This is a genomic window from Pseudomonas sp. Irchel s3h9 (assembly GCF_900187475.1).
Lineage (GTDB): Bacteria > Pseudomonadota > Gammaproteobacteria > Pseudomonadales > Pseudomonadaceae > Aquipseudomonas > Aquipseudomonas neuropathica.
In genome coordinates, this window is sequence record NZ_FYDH01000011.1 from 100051 (window position 1) to 114490 (window position 14440).

The 14440-nt window shown below is 58.4% G+C and carries 10 protein-coding genes; 1 reads left to right on the plus strand and 9 read right to left on the minus strand.

Translation table 11 applies throughout. The features are described 5' to 3' along the window. Window positions 1–136 precede the first annotated feature (136 nt). Window positions 137–394 carry a hypothetical protein gene (locus CKW26_RS19205; RefSeq protein WP_095049732.1) on the plus strand — a complete coding sequence of 86 codons (258 nt, stop codon included), beginning with the start codon at window positions 137–139 and terminating at the stop codon, window positions 392–394. 198 nt (window positions 395–592) lie between these two features. On the opposite strand, the gene CKW26_RS19210 is transcribed toward CKW26_RS19205, so the two are convergent. From CKW26_RS19210 to CKW26_RS19250, 9 genes are all read right to left on the minus strand, one after another. After that, entirely contained in the window at window positions 593–1573 is a 981-nt protein-coding gene (locus CKW26_RS19210; protein WP_007917625.1) for a peptide ABC transporter ATP-binding protein, read from the minus strand. Further along, complete coding sequence (locus CKW26_RS19215; RefSeq protein ID WP_095049733.1) at window positions 1573–2541, minus strand: ABC transporter ATP-binding protein; 969 nt, start codon at window positions 2539–2541, stop codon at window positions 1573–1575. Before CKW26_RS19215 ends, CKW26_RS19210 begins: the two co-directional genes overlap by 1 nt. Window positions 2542–2551: 10 nt before the next feature. Continuing rightward, window positions 2552–3478 (minus strand): ABC transporter permease subunit, encoded by a 927-nt coding sequence (locus CKW26_RS19220; protein ID WP_095049734.1) that lies wholly within the window; start codon window positions 3476–3478, stop codon window positions 2552–2554. An 11-nt stretch (window positions 3479–3489) separates the two neighbouring features. Then, window positions 3490–4500 (minus strand): ABC transporter permease subunit, encoded by a 1011-nt coding sequence (locus CKW26_RS19225; protein WP_075947650.1) that lies wholly within the window; start codon window positions 4498–4500, stop codon window positions 3490–3492. A gap of 73 nt (window positions 4501–4573) precedes the next feature. Continuing rightward, on the minus strand, window positions 4574–6169 hold the full coding sequence (locus CKW26_RS19230) for an ABC transporter substrate-binding protein (protein ID WP_095049735.1): 1596 nt from the start codon (window positions 6167–6169) through the stop codon (window positions 4574–4576). 77 nt (window positions 6170–6246) lie between these two features. Next, complete coding sequence (locus CKW26_RS19235; protein ID WP_093435862.1) at window positions 6247–7668, minus strand: OprD family porin; 1422 nt, start codon at window positions 7666–7668, stop codon at window positions 6247–6249. Between the two features lie 176 nt (window positions 7669–7844). Beyond that, complete coding sequence (locus CKW26_RS19240; RefSeq protein WP_095049736.1) at window positions 7845–9443, minus strand: ABC transporter substrate-binding protein; 1599 nt, start codon at window positions 9441–9443, stop codon at window positions 7845–7847. 301 nt (window positions 9444–9744) lie between these two features. Then, window positions 9745–11370, minus strand: a complete 1626-nt coding sequence (locus CKW26_RS19245) for an ABC transporter substrate-binding protein (RefSeq protein ID WP_007917611.1) — start codon at window positions 11368–11370, stop codon at window positions 9745–9747. Window positions 11371–11630: 260 nt separating this feature from the next. Then, the gene (locus CKW26_RS19250; RefSeq protein WP_095049737.1) at window positions 11631–13232 is read right to left on the minus strand and encodes an ABC transporter substrate-binding protein; all 1602 of its coding nucleotides are present in this window, start codon (window positions 13230–13232) and stop codon (window positions 11631–11633) included. Window positions 13233–14440 lie beyond the last annotated feature (1208 nt).

Below are 14440 nucleotides of genomic sequence, written 5' to 3' on the forward strand. Positions count from 1 at the left end.
GAAAGCAATCTGTCTGTCGAGGGCATTTCTGCGCGCTCGATAGCGTCCTATCTGGTGAACCCGATGGATCGGAACTAGATTTTACACAGCGCCAGTCAGGCACGAATGTCTCACCTGAAAATGGATGGAGTCAGCTATGAAAAGCAGGTTGCTACGGGTTTTATTGCTGTTGAAAGTGATGGTCATGCTGTCCCTCGGCACCGCGACGGCCTGGGCCGAGTGCGAGGATCACGATTCTCAGGCGTTCAACGGACAGGTCGGGCACAGCGGCTTGATGCTCGCCAAGTCTGAGTCCGAGCCGGGCGATCAGGGGCAGGGCGGCAGCGCCGATGACGACGACTCGACCACCGATGATCCGGACACTGATGACGACGAAGGCGATAGCCAATCGTAAATCGCAGACAAAAGAAAACCCCTTCTGCCTCGACTGATGCGCAATCGAGATGGAAGGGGTTTGGTTAACTCAGGAACAACTCACATCCCCTTGTAGGAGCGAGCCTGCTCGCGAAGGCGTCCTCTCAGTCAACATTAATGGTGACTGACACACCGCTTTCGCGAGCCGGCTCGCTCCCACATTGTTTCAGTGCGGTTTTTACGCCGCGCCATCAAGGAACTGCTCGGCGTAGTGGCAAGCCACCTGCCGGCTGTCGAGCTGGCGCAAGGCTGGCTCTTCAGTGCTGCAACGCTCGGTCGCGTACGGGCAGCGCTTGTGGAAAGCGCAGCCCGGTGGCGGGTTCAGCGGGTTAGGCAGTTCGCCGACGATCTTGATTTTCGGCTTGTTCGGATCCGGGTGAATGGTCGGGGTCGCCGACAGCAGCGCCTGGGTATATGGGTGCAACGGACGCTCGTAGATGTCGTTCTTCGGCCCCAGTTCTACCGGGCGACCGAGGTACATCACCATCACGTCATCGGCCACATGCTGCACCACCGCAAGGTTGTGCGAGATGAACACGTAAGCGGTGTTGAACTCCTGCTGCAGATCCATGAACAGGTTGAGCACCTGTGCCTGAATCGACACGTCCAGTGCCGAGGTCGGCTCATCCGCCACCAGCACTTTCGGTTGCAGCATCATGGCGCGAGCCAGGGCGATACGCTGACGCTGACCGCCGGAGAACATGTGCGGATAGCGCTGATAGTGCTCAGGGCGCAAGCCGACCTGCTTCATCATCGCCTGGACTTTTTCGCGACGTTCGGCGGCGGAAAGGTTGGTGTTGATCAGCAGCGGCTCGCCGAGCTGGTCACCGACTTTCTGCCGTGGGTTCAACGAGGCGTACGGGCTTTGGAAGACCATCTGCACGTCTTTGCGCAGTTGCTTGCGCTGGGCCTTGTCGGCGCCGGCGACTTCCTGGCCGGCGATTTTCAAGGATCCGGACGACGGATCTTCAATCAGCGTCAACGCACGGGCGAGGGTGGATTTGCCGCAGCCCGATTCGCCTACAACAGCGAGGGTCTTGCCGGCTTCCAGTTCGAACGACACGCCGTTCAGTGCGCGCACGGTCGCATGGCCCTTGAACAGGCCACGGGAGACTTCGTAGTGACGGGTCAGGTCGCGGGCGGTAAGTACGACGGCCATTACGCCACCTCCTGGTTCAGCGGGAAGAAGCAGCGGGCGAGGCTGTGGCTTTTCGGATCAAGGCCTGGACGCTGCGCGCGGCAGCTGTCCTGCACGTACGGGCAGCGCGGCGACAGCAGGCAACCCTGTGGACGATCGTAGCGGCCCGGGACGATACCCGGCAGGGTCGACAGGCGTGAGGCGCCGAGGCTGTGCTCGGGAATCGCCTTGAGCAGCGCTTCGCTGTACGGGTGCGCCGGGATGTCGAACAGTTGCGGCACCTGACCGACTTCAACGGCTTGCCCTGCGTACATCACGCAGACGCGCTGGGCGGTTTCTGCCACGACCGCGAGGTCGTGGGTGATCAGCACCAGGCCCATGTTCTGTTCTTTCTGCAACGCCAGCAGCAGATCCATGATCTGTGCCTGAATCGTCACGTCCAGTGCAGTGGTCGGTTCGTCGGCGATCAGCAGTTTCGGTTCGCCGGCAATCGCCATGGCGATCGCAACGCGCTGGCTCATACCGCCGGACAGTTGATGCGGGTAGGCGTCCATACGGCTGGCGGCGCCCGGGATTTCGACTTTTTCCAGCAGTTCGATCGCACGTTTGCGCGCTTGCTTGCCGGACATTTTCAGGTGCAGACGCAGCACTTCTTCGATCTGGAAACCGACGGTGTAGCTCGGGTTCAGTGCGGTCATCGGGTCCTGAAAGACCATCGACAGGTCTTTGCCGACGACTTGCCGACGCTGACGATTGCTCAGCTTGAGCATGTCTTTGCCGTCAAAGCTGAGCGAGTCGGCGGTGACGATGCCGGGATGCTCGATCAGGCCCATCAGCGCCATCATGGTCACGGATTTACCCGAACCCGACTCGCCAACGATGGCCAGTACTTCGCCTTTGTCGACTTTCAGGTCGAGGCCGTCGACCACCGGGGTCGCGGTCTTGTCGCCGAAGCGAACGTTGAGATTCTTGATTTCTAGCAGTGACATGGGAATCTCCTCAGGCGGCGTTCTTGAGTTTCGGGTCCAGCGCATCGCGCAGACCGTCGCCCATCAAGTTGATTGCCAGCACGCTGAGCAAAATGGTCAAACCAGGCAGGCTCACCACCCACCAGGCGCGTTCGATGTAGTCACGGGCCGAGGCCAGCATGGTGCCCCACTCAGGGGTTGGCGGTTGTACGCCAAGGCCGAGGAAGCCCAACGCTGCGGCATCGAGAATCGCCGACGAGAAGCTCAGGGTCGCCTGCACGATCAGCGGCGCCATGCAGTTCGGCAACACGGTGATGAACATCAGACGTGGCAGACCGGCACCGGCCAGGCGCGCGGCGGTCACGTAGTCGCGGTTCAGTTCGCCCATCACGGCCGCGCGGGTCAGACGCACATAGGACGGCAGCGAAACCACAGCAATGGCGATCACGGTGTTGATCAGGCCAGGGCCGAGGATGGCGACAATCGCCACCGCCAGCAGCAGCGACGGCAGGGCCAGCATGATGTCCATCAGACGCATGATGGTCGGGCCAATCATCTTCGGGAAGAAACCGGCGAACAGACCGAGCAGGATCCCCGGAATCAGCGACATCACCACCGACGACAAACCGATCAGCAGCGACAGGCGCGAGCCCTGGATCAGACGCGACAGCAGGTCACGACCCAGTTCATCGGTGCCGAGCAGGAATTGCATCTGACCGCCTTCCAGCCACGCCGGCGGCGTCAGCAGGAAATCACGGTATTGCTCGCTCGGGTTATGCGGCGCAACCCACGGCGCGAACAGCGCGCAGAAGATGATCAACAGCATGAACAGCAGGCCGGCAACTGCGCCCTTGTTCTTGGAGAAGGCTTGCCAGAATTCTTTGTATGGTGACGGGTACAGCAGGCTTTGATCCGCGCTGGTGGCGGAAGTCGCTACTGAGGATGTTGGAGTGCTCATGGTTATTGACCTCAGCGCTGATGACGGATGCGTGGGTTGGCAAAGCCGTAGAGGATGTCCACTACGAAGTTGACCAGAATCACCAGGCAGGCGATTAACAGGATGCCGTTTTGCACAACCGGGTAGTCCCGGGCGCCGATGGCTTCGATCAGCCATTTACCGATGCCGGGCCAGGAGAAAATCGTTTCGGTCAGAACCGCACCAGCGAGCAGAGTGCCGACTTGCAGGCCGACCACGGTGAGTACCGGAATCAGTGCGTTACGCAGACCGTGGACGAACACCACGCGCGACGGCGACAGGCCTTTGGCCCTGGCGGTGCGGATGTAGTCTTCGCGCAGCACTTCGAGCATCGACGAACGGGTCATCCGCGCGATCACTGCCAGCGGGATGGTACCGAGGACGATGGCCGGCAGGATCAGGTGATGCAGCGCGTCGAAGAACGCCCCGACGTCATCGGCCAGCAGCGTGTCGATCAGCATGAAGCCGGTGCGCGGCTCGATGTCGTAGAGCAGGTCGATCCGCCCGGAAACCGGGGTCCAGCCCAGGCTCACCGAGAAGAACATGATCAGGATCAGGCCCCACCAGAAGATCGGCATCGAATAACCCGCGAGGGAGATGCCCATCACCCCGTGGTCGAACAATGATCCTCGCTTGAGTGCCGCGATCACCCCGGCCAGAAGGCCCAGAATGCCGGCGAACAGCAGGGCGGCCATGGACAGTTCCAGGGTCGCCGGGAAGAGGGAGGTGAACTCGGTCCATACGCTTTCACGCGTGCGCAGGGATTCGCCGAGATCGCCGTGAGCCAGTTTGCCGATGTAGTCCAGATACTGGGCATACAGCGGCTTGTTCAGACCTAGGCGTTCCATTGCCTGAGCGTGCATTTCGGGGTCGACCCGACGTTCGCCCATCATCACTTCCACGGGGTCGCCCGGAATCATGCGAATCAACGCGAAAGTCAGCAAGGTGATGCCGAAAAACGTGGGGATCAACAACCCCAGTCGGCGGGCAATAAAACTAAACATCGTGTGTGGTACCTCATCAGCCGGTTAGGCGTGCCCGGCATCCCTGGGGTCAGGGACGCCGGGAGTTTCTTATCTACTTCACCTGGGTGGTGGCGAAGTTATTAGTGGTGAGAGGGCTGATGTGATAGCCCTCTACGTTGTTGCGCATTGCGGTAAACATCCTGGTGTGGGCCATGCTGATCCATGGCTGATCCTGATTAAACAGCACTTGCGCCTGTTCGTAGAGCTTTGCGCGTTCGGCCGGATCTACTTTAGCCCGTGCTTCATCCAGCAGTGCCTGGAATTTCTCGTTGCACCAGCGAGCATAGTTCTCGCCATTTTTTGCCGCTTCGCAACTGAGCATAGGCGTCAGGAAGTTATCCGGGTCGCCGTTGTCGCCCGCCCATCCGGCAGACACCATGTCGTGCTCACCGGCCTTGGCGCGTTTAAGCATTTCGCCCCATTCCATCACGCGAATGTCGATCTTGATCCCGACTTTCGCCAGGTCAGCCTGCATCATTTGCGCGCCGAGCATCGGGTTGGGGTTGGTCGGACCGCCACCGTTGCGGGTGAACAGGGTAAACACGGTGCCTTCCGGAACCCCGGCTTCCTTGAGCAGCTTGCGGGCGGCGTCGAGGTCACGTGGCGGGTTCTTCAGGTCGTGGTTGTAGCCGAGCAGGGTCGGCGGGTACGGGTTGACCGCGACCGACGCATTGCCTTTGCCGAACAGCGCGTTGACATAGGCTTCTTTGTCGAAGGCGATATCGATCGCCTTACGCACGCGTACGTCACTCATGTACTTGTGCTGGGTGTTCATGGCGATGTACGAGACGGTCATCGCGTCGAGTTCATCGACTTTCAGGTTGCTGTCTTTCTTGATGCTCGGGATGTCATCCGGTTTCGGATACAGGGCGATCTGGCACTCGTTGGCCTTGAGCTTCTGCAGGCGCACGTTGTTGTCGGTGGCGATCGCCAGGATCAGCGCATCAGCCGGCGCCTTGCCACGGAAGTAATCTGGGTTGGCCTTGAAACGCACCTGCGCGTCTTTTGCATAACGCTGGAAGATGAACGGGCCGGTGCCGATCGGCTTGTTGTTCAAGTCACCTGTCTTGTTGGCCTTGAGCAATTGGTCGGCGTATTCGGCCGGGTAGATCGAGGAGAACGCCATCGCGATGTCGGCCAGGAATGGCGCTTCGCGGCGGGTCAGGGTGAACTTGACCGTGTTGTCGTCGACTTTTTCGACGTTTTTCAGCAGTTCCTTGAAGCCCATGCTTTCAAAGTACGGGAAGCCCACGCTCGACAGTTTGTGCCATGGGTGATTCGGGTCCAGCTGACGCTGGAAGCTCCAGACCACGTCGTCGGCGTTCATGTCGCGGGTCGGCTTGAAATATTCGGTGGTGTGAAACTTGACGCCTTTGCGCAGGTGGAACGTGTAGGTCAGGCCGTCTTCGCTGATGTCCCAGGACTCGGCGAGAGCCGGGATCACTTCAGTGGTGCCGGGCTTGAAGTCGGCCAGGCGGTTGAAGATGGTTTCGGCCACAGCGTCCGCCGTGACTGCAGTTGTGTACTGGACCATATCGAAGCCTTCCGGACTGGCTTCGGTGCAGACCACCAAGGGTTTGGCCGAGACGCCGACAGCGACACTCAGCAACGCAGCCGCGATGGCCGCACGTAGGGGAAGCATTTTCATCGATAACCCTCTGCAATCGGTTGAAGACAAAAAGCCGAACGGCCGACTCATCATGAGTCAGCCGTCGGCTGGCGTTTTTACAGGATGTTGAATGGAATCGTGGTCACGAGACGGAACTCGTTGATGTTGCCGTCAGCCTGATGCTCGCTGGCGCGGTGCGTGGTGTACGTCGCGCGAATCGCGGTGGCTTTGAGCGGACCGCTCTGCACGGCGTAGGAAGCACCGATGCCGTATTCGTAGTGGGATTCGCCGTCCATCAGACTCAGATCGCCGCGCTTGTCATCTGGAATGGTGTAAGCGGTGCCACGGTAGTGAGTACCGTCGATGCCCCAGCCGCGAGCCTGGTAGATGTTGAACTTCAGACCTGGCACGCCATACTCGGCCATGTTGATGCCGTAGGCGATCTGGAAGGATTTCTCGTTCGGGCCGTTGAAGTCCGACAGCAGGGAGTTGGCCAGGTAGATGCCGTTGGTTTCGTGCAGGTAGTCGAAGTACTCGTTACCGTTCACTTGCTGATACGAGAAGGTCAGGCTGTGGGCCTGGTGGGTCAGTCCCAAGGACAGCGAGTAGGTATCGTTGTCGATGTTGCCCATCAACTTTTTGCCTTCGTCGACGGTCTTGTAGTAGTTCAGGCCGGTGGTCAGGCTCAATACCTGGCTGTCACCCAATTCGTGGGTTCCGCCGAAGTAGTACTGGTTCCAGAAGTCTTCGACGTTGGCGACGTACAGGCTGGTTTTCAGGCTTTTGAGCGGCTGATAGTTCACGCCCGCGGTGTAGACCTTGTCGGTTTCTTCGCCGTTGGCGCCGTATTCGGAACGGAATTTCGACAGGCTCTGCTCGGTACGTGGCGAGACGCGGTCGAAACCGGCGAGGTCGAACGACAGGTTGTTCAACTCTTCGCTATGCAGACTGATCCCTTCAAAGCTCGAAGGCAGCGGACGGTTGCCGATAACATCGACAATCGGCGTGCTGAAGTTCTGGCGACCTGCGGTCAACGTGGTGTTGGACACGCGGAACTTGACGTTGGCCAGACCCAGTTTGCTCCACTGGTCGACCGCATCACCGTCGGAATGGGCGAGGGTGCGGTTGGAGCCGCCAGCAATATCCTTGCGGTCACGGTCGAGAACGATGGCGTTGTAAGCGGCAACTTCGGTGCTCACGCCAACGGTGCCTTGGGTGAAGCCCGAGGTGTAGTTGACGATGGTGCCCTGAACCCAGTTGATACGACGCGGGGTCTTTGTTCTTACCGTTGGCGAGGTGTATTTGTCGCTGTTTTTCACGTAGCTGAAGCTGTCGTCACGACGACGCAGTTCATTGGCGTACCAGTTACGGGTTGTGCCGCCCAGGCTTTGTCCATCGATAAAGCCTTTGGCCTCGCTTTGGGCGCTACTGCCGGCCAATGTGGTAGGGACGAACTCCTGACTTGCAGGTTCTGCGTACGCCGTGGCGGTGATGCTGCTAATGGCCAGGGCCAGTATCGCGGTGCTGCTCAGTTTCATGGGTGAAGCTCCTTTACTTTCTTTTTATGCCGGCTTTTTTTTGGTATGCCGGTTATTGGTTTAGAACTCGTTCACACATCGCAAACGTTTGCCAAAAGCCGGATTGGCGAATTTCGGCAAAGCGCTTGCGTGAGGGGCTAGACAGCGCCCCCCAGCATTGCGGCTAATCATTTGGTTTAATCGATACCGACACCCGAGAACACGTTGCGACCGAACGGGCTGACTTTGAAGCCCTCGATCCTGGCGCTTAACGGTTGGTTGACCGTCGAGTGGGCGACAGGCGTGATCGGCACTTGCTGTTTAAGCAATTGCTGAGCCTGTTTGTAGAGCACGGTGCGTTGGTCGCGGTCGGTGACGACCTTGGCCTCTTTGATCAGCTTGTCGTAAGCCGGATCGCACCACATGGAGTAGTTGTTGCCGCCGATGGCATCGCAGCTGTACAGCGTGCCGAGCCAGTTGTCCGGATCCCCGTTGTCACCGGTCCAGCCGATCAGGCTGACGTCGTGCTCGCCGTTCTTGGTGCGTTTGATGTACTCGCCCCATTCATAGCTGACGATCTTCACTTTCAGACCGATCTTGGCCCAGTCCGCCTGGAGCATTTCGGCCATCAGTTTGGCGTTCGGGTTGTACGGGCGCTGCACCGGCATCGCCCACAGGGTGATCTCGGTGCCTTCCTTGACGCCGGCAGCCTTGAGCAGCTCTTTGGCTTTTTCCGGGTTGTAGGCGGCGTCCTTGATGCTGTCGTCGTAGGACCATTGAGTCGGCGGCATGGCGTTGACGGCCAGTTGGCCGGCGCCTTGATAAACAGCGTTGAGAATCCCTTGTTTATTCACCGCCATGTCCAGCGCCTGGCGCACTTCGAGCTGGTCGAATGGCTTGTGGCGAACGTTGTAGGCGATGTAGCCGAGGTTGAAACCCGGCTTGGAAATCAGTTGCAGTTTCGGGTCGGCCTTCAACGCTTCAACATCGGCTGGGCGCGGATGCAAGGTGATCTGGCATTCGCCAGCCTTGAGCTTCTGCACGCGCACCGAGGCGTCGGTGTTGATCGCGAAGATCAGGTTGTCGAGTTTGACCCGGCTCGGATCCCAGTAATGTTTATTACCGGTGTAACGAATGTTCGAGTCTTTCTGATAACTCTTGAACACGAACGGCCCGGTGCCGATCGGTTTCTGGTTGATGTCGCTTGGCTTGCCTTCGGCCAGCAGCTTGTCGGCGTATTCGGCGGACAGGATGGCGGCGAAGCTCATGGCGATGTTCTGGATGAACGCGGCGTCGACGCTGTTGAGCGTGAACTCCACGGTCAGCGGCCCTGTCTTCTCGACCTTGGCGATGTTCTTGTTCAGGCTCATCCCGTTGAAATATGGGAATTCGGTGGGGTACGCCTTACGGAAAGGTTGCTGGGCATCGAGCATGCGATTAAACGTGAACAGCACGTCGTCGGCGTTGAAATCGCGGGTTGGCTTGAAGTACGGCGTTGTGTGAAATTTCACACCTTCACGCAGGTGAAAGGTGTACTTGAGGCCGTCCTCGGAAATGTCCCACGTGGTTGCCAGGCCCGGAACGACATTGGTCGCGCCTTTTTCGAACTCGACCAGACGGTTGTAGATCGGTTCGGCGGCGTCGTTATCGGTCGCTGTCGTGTACTGCGCAGTGTCAAAGCCCGCCGGGCTGCCTTCAGAGCAGAACACCAGACTTTTGCTGGCGGCGAAACTGGCGGACGAGGCGGCCAACAGGCCGGCACCCAGCAATGCGGAATAAATCAAGGTATGGCGCATGACGCTCCCTCTTTTTTTAGTGTTGTTCAATGCACCGTCACCTCATCCAGAGACGTTTTGGTTGCATCGAGCTCAATCCAGTACGTACGGCAAACCGGTGGCCCACGCAGACACTGGTCAGTACCCGACGGTAGGGGCCGCGGTTCTGGCAGTAAATGCGTAAATGCCTCAAATCTCGTAGGAAAAGGCGACGCGTCCTATACCTCTGCAGTAATCCGCAGCGGAATTGGTTGTAGGCAATTTCCTAGCTTCCCGGCAGGTAAAACAACGGCGACGTTAAAAACGTCGCCGCTGCAGTGCCTTATTTGCTGACGCTGACGCCGTAGAAGGAGTTCAAGCCAAATGGGCTGATCTTGAAATCCTGCACGTTGGCGCGCATGGGTTGGTACACCGTCGAGTGAGCGATAGGTGTCATAGGGACCGCATCTTTGAGGACGTGTTGCGCCTGTTTGTACAGTTCGGTGCGCTTGCCCTGATCGGTCGTGCGCTTGGCTTCTTTGACGAGGCCATCGAACTTCTTGTCGCACCACTTGGAGAAGTTGTTGCCGCTGAGCGAGTCGCAACCGAACAGCACGTTCAGCCAGTTGTCCGGATCACCATTGTCACCGCTCCAGCCAATGATCATGGCCTGGTTCTCGCCACCTTTGGAGCGCTTGATGTACTCGCCCCATTCGTAGCTGGTGATCTTCACTTTCAAGCCGATCTTGGCCCAGTCGGACTGGAGCATTTCAGCCATCAGTTTGGCGTTCGGGTTGTACGGACGCTGCACCGGCATCGCCCACAGAACGATTTCGGTACCTTCCTTGACGCCAGCTTCCTTCAGCAGTTGCTTGGCTTTCTCAGGATCGTACTTGGCGTCCTTGATGGTGGTGTCGTAAGACCACTGGGTCGGCGGCATGGCGTTGACGGCCAGTTGGCCGGCGCCCTGGTAAACCGAGTCGATGATCTGTGGCTTGTTGACGGCCATGTCCAGCGCCTGACGTACGCGCAGGTCTGCCAGCGGGTTGGCCTCGTTGCTGCCCTTGACCTTGTCCATCACGTTGTAGGCGATGTAACCCAGGTTGAAGCCAGCCTGGTCAGGCATCTTCAGGGTCTTGTCTTCTTTCAGCGCTTTCAGATCGGCCGGACGCGGGAACAGGGTGACTTGGCACTCGTTCTTTTTCAGCTTCTGAATACGTACCGACGGGTCGGTGGTGATGGCGAAGATCAGGTTGTCAATCTTCACATCCTCAGGCTTCCAGTAATCCTTGTTGCCGGTGTAACGGATGTTGGAGTCTTTCTGATAGCTCTTGAACACGAACGGACCAGTGCCGATCGGCTTCTGGTTGATGTCGGCAGCCTTGCCTTCTTTCAGCAGCTGCGCTGCGTACTCGGCGGACTGTACCGAGGCGAAGCTCATCGCCATGTTCTGGATGAACGCGGCATCAACTTCTTTCAGAGTGAACTTGACGGTGTGGTCGTCGACTTTATCGATCTTGGTGATGTTGGTGTCCATCCCCATGTCGGTGAAGTACGGGAATTCGGTCGGGTACGCCTTACGGAACGGGTCATCCTTGTTAATCATGCGATTGAAGGTGAACAGCACGTCGTCGGCGTTGAACTCACGAGTCGGCTTGAAATACGGGGTGGTGTGGAACTTGACGCCTTCACGCAGGTGGAAGGTGTAAGTCAGGCCGTCATCGGAGATGTCCCACTTGGTCGCCAGACCAGGAATCACGGCGGTGCCGCCGCGCTCGAACTGGGTCAGACGGTTGAACATGGTTTCGGCTGAGGCGTCGAAGTCGGTTCCGGTGGTGTACTGGCCTGGGTCGAAACCGGCCGGGCTGCCTTCGGAGCAGAACACCAGGTTAGTCGCAGCGGATGCGAAAGGTGCGGAGGCTAACAAGCCTGCGCCGACTAAAAACGGAATGACCGCGTGTTTAAGCATGTTGGCCTCATGATTTGTTGTCATTTTTTAGTTGTGAGGTACGACCTCGTGAGTCGTGCCTGCGGATACTTATGCAGGGGCCATACCCATTGCAAGATCCAGAACGACTGCTGGCCTCAAAGCGTGGCACGAACGTACCTTAATGTCGCATCTGTATAACTTCTGACGCATTTGACCGTTTGCGGGTGGTTTTTACGGTGCAAATGAGGCCCCAAAACGGTGCGCCGGTCACGTTGTGCGCGCCGCCTTGGGGCTTGGTGTTACTTATTTATACCCACGCCATAGAAGGGGGTTAGACCGAACGGGCTGATCCGGAAGTCAGTGACTTCCTTGCGCAGCGGCTGGAACACCGTGGAGTTGGCAATCGGTGTGATCGGCACCTGCTGTTTGAGGATCAGTTGCGCCTGTTGATACAGTTTTACCCGTTGATCTTTGTCGGTGGACAACTTGGCCTGTTGCACCAGTTTGTCGTAGGCCGGATCGCACCATTTGGCGTAGTTGCTGCCTTTTACCGCCGCGCAGCTGTAGAGCACGCCCAGCCAGTTGTCCGGGTCACCGTTGTCACCTGTCCAGCCATAGATCATGGCGTCGTGTTCGCCATTTTTTGCGCGTTTGATGTACTCGCCCCATTCGTAGCTGACGATGTTGGCCTTGATGCCGATTTTCTCCCAATCCTGCTGGATCATCTGCGCCGACATCCGCGCATTCGGGTTTGAGGCGCGTTGCACTGTCATCGCCCAAAGGTTGATGGTTGTACCCGGCGCAACCCCTGCTTCTTTCAGTAGCACCCGTGCTTTTGCCGGGTCGTAGGGAGCGTCCTTGATGTTCGGGTCATACGACCATTGCGCCGGCGGCAAGGCGTTTTGGGCCAGCTGGCCGGCGCTTTGGTAGACGGCTTTGATGATTGCCGGTTTGTCGATGGCCATGTCCAGCGCCTGTCGCACCTTGAGCTGGTCGAGTGGCGCGTGGGTGGTGTTGTAGGCGAGGAAACCGAGGTTGAAACCGGCCTGTTTGAGCACGCGCAGATTCGGGGCTTTTTCCATCACTTCGATATCGGCCGGGCGTGGGTAGCCGCTGACCTGGCATTCGCCGGCCTTGAGTTTTTGCAGGCGCACGGCGGCGTCCGGGGTGATCGAGAAAATCAGGTTGTCGATCTTCACGTCTTCGGGTTTCCAGTAGGCCGTGTTGGCGGCGTAGCGGATTTGCGAGTCCTTTTGGTAGCGCTTGAACACGAACGGGCCGGTGCCGATCGGTTTCTGGTTGAGGTCGGCGGCTTTGCCTTCCTTCAACAGTTGCGCGGCGTATTCGGCAGATTGCACCGAGGCGAAGCTCATGGCGAGGTTTTGCACGAAGGCGGCGTCGACGTTGTTGAGGTTGAAACGCACGGTTTGCTCGTCGCTTTTTTCTACCGATTTGATTGTGGTGTTGAGGCCCATGTCGGTGAAGTACGGGGACTCGGCGGGGTAGGCCTTGCGGAAGGCGTTATCCGGGTCGAGCAGGCGCTGGAAGGTGAAGAGGACGTCGTCGGCGTTGAAGTCGCGGGTGGGTTTGAAGTAGTCGGTGGTGTGGAATTTTACGTTTTGGCGCAGGTGGAAGGTGTATTGCAGGCCGTCGCTGGAGACGTCCCATTTTGTCGCCAGGCCGGGTTCGATGTCGGTGCCGCCGCGTTTGAATTGGGTGAGGCGGTTGAAGACGGTTTCGGCGGAGGCGTCGAAGTCGGTGCCGCTGGTGTATTGGCTGGGGTCGAAGCCGGCGGGGCTGGCTTCGGAGCAGTAGACCAGGGTTGTGGCGGCGTTGGCGATTGGGGCTATGGCGGTTAGTGCGAGGGAGATCAAGAGCGGTTTTAGGGTGGATCTTGGCATGGGGTCCCCGGGGAATCGGCGGTGGTAATCGTGGAAGAGTAGCTGGGGCGGGGGTGTTGGCGGAAATATCGTTTTTCCTGTTGAAGTGTCTATCTCGGTATATCTAGCGCTTGTGTGTATATCCGTTGCTGCGGTAACGGCGGCTTAGGGTTTCGCCCTTACGGCGACTCACTTTTTTTCAAACGCCAAAAAAAGTAAGCAAAAAACGCTTGCTCCTACGTGCGGCCCGCTCGCTGGGGCTCGGGGTCCCTTCGCTGCGGGATCGATCCGGGCGCAGCGTCTCCGGTTTGCTTCGCTGCACCTACTCCCGCTGTGTTTGGCTTCGCCAAACGGTCGCTGCGCTCCCACGCCCGGATCAATCCCTCCGCTCAGCCTTCCGACGTCGCCCGTGGATCAAGATCAAAAGCAGGCGAGCTGACACTCGGCCTAGTGAGTGGTGAAGAGCGGGTGTTCGGCTTTGGTTTTTTGGTGGATTCGCCCCTCACCCCAGCCCTCTCCCGGAGGGAGAGGGGGCCGATTTGTGTGTTTTTCAAAGCCTCAGTTCGACGCGGTATCGCACGTCGGCGTAGTTCTCCCAAACAACTCGGTCAGTCCCCTCTCCCTCCGGGAGAGGGCTAGGGTGAGGGGCTTTTGATCTGTTTCAGAATCTGAGTTCAACACGGCAATCGCACGTCGGCGTAACTCTCCCAAACAACACGGTCAGTCCCCTCTCCCTCTGGGAGAGGGCTAGGGTGAGGGGCTTTTGATCTGTTGCAGAATCTGAGTTCAACACGGCAATCGCACGTCGGCGTAACTCTCCCAAACAACACGGTCAGTCCCCTCACCCTATGGGAGAAGGCTAGGGTGAGGGGCTTTTGATCTGTTTCAGAATCTGAGTTCAACACGGCAATCGCACGTCGGCGTAACTCTCCCAAACAACACGGTCAGTCCCCTCTCCCTCTGGGAGAGGGCTAGGGTGAGGGTTGGCTTTTGGCTGTTTAAATCTGATGCAAATAACCAGAACCTTCCCACAAGGTTTTCAGGTTGTCCGTCGGACGTGCGCTCTTTAGGCTCTGGGTGTCGCTGAAAACTCAGCGATCGGGAGGTGAGATTCCCGGTTATTGAATTTGGAAACCTGCACAAGCCCCTCCATAATCGCCGCCAGCTCATGCTGTCAGCAGTTTTTATGGCGGCTATGTACGGGCGGACTTTGTCCGGCCGGGTTGGTT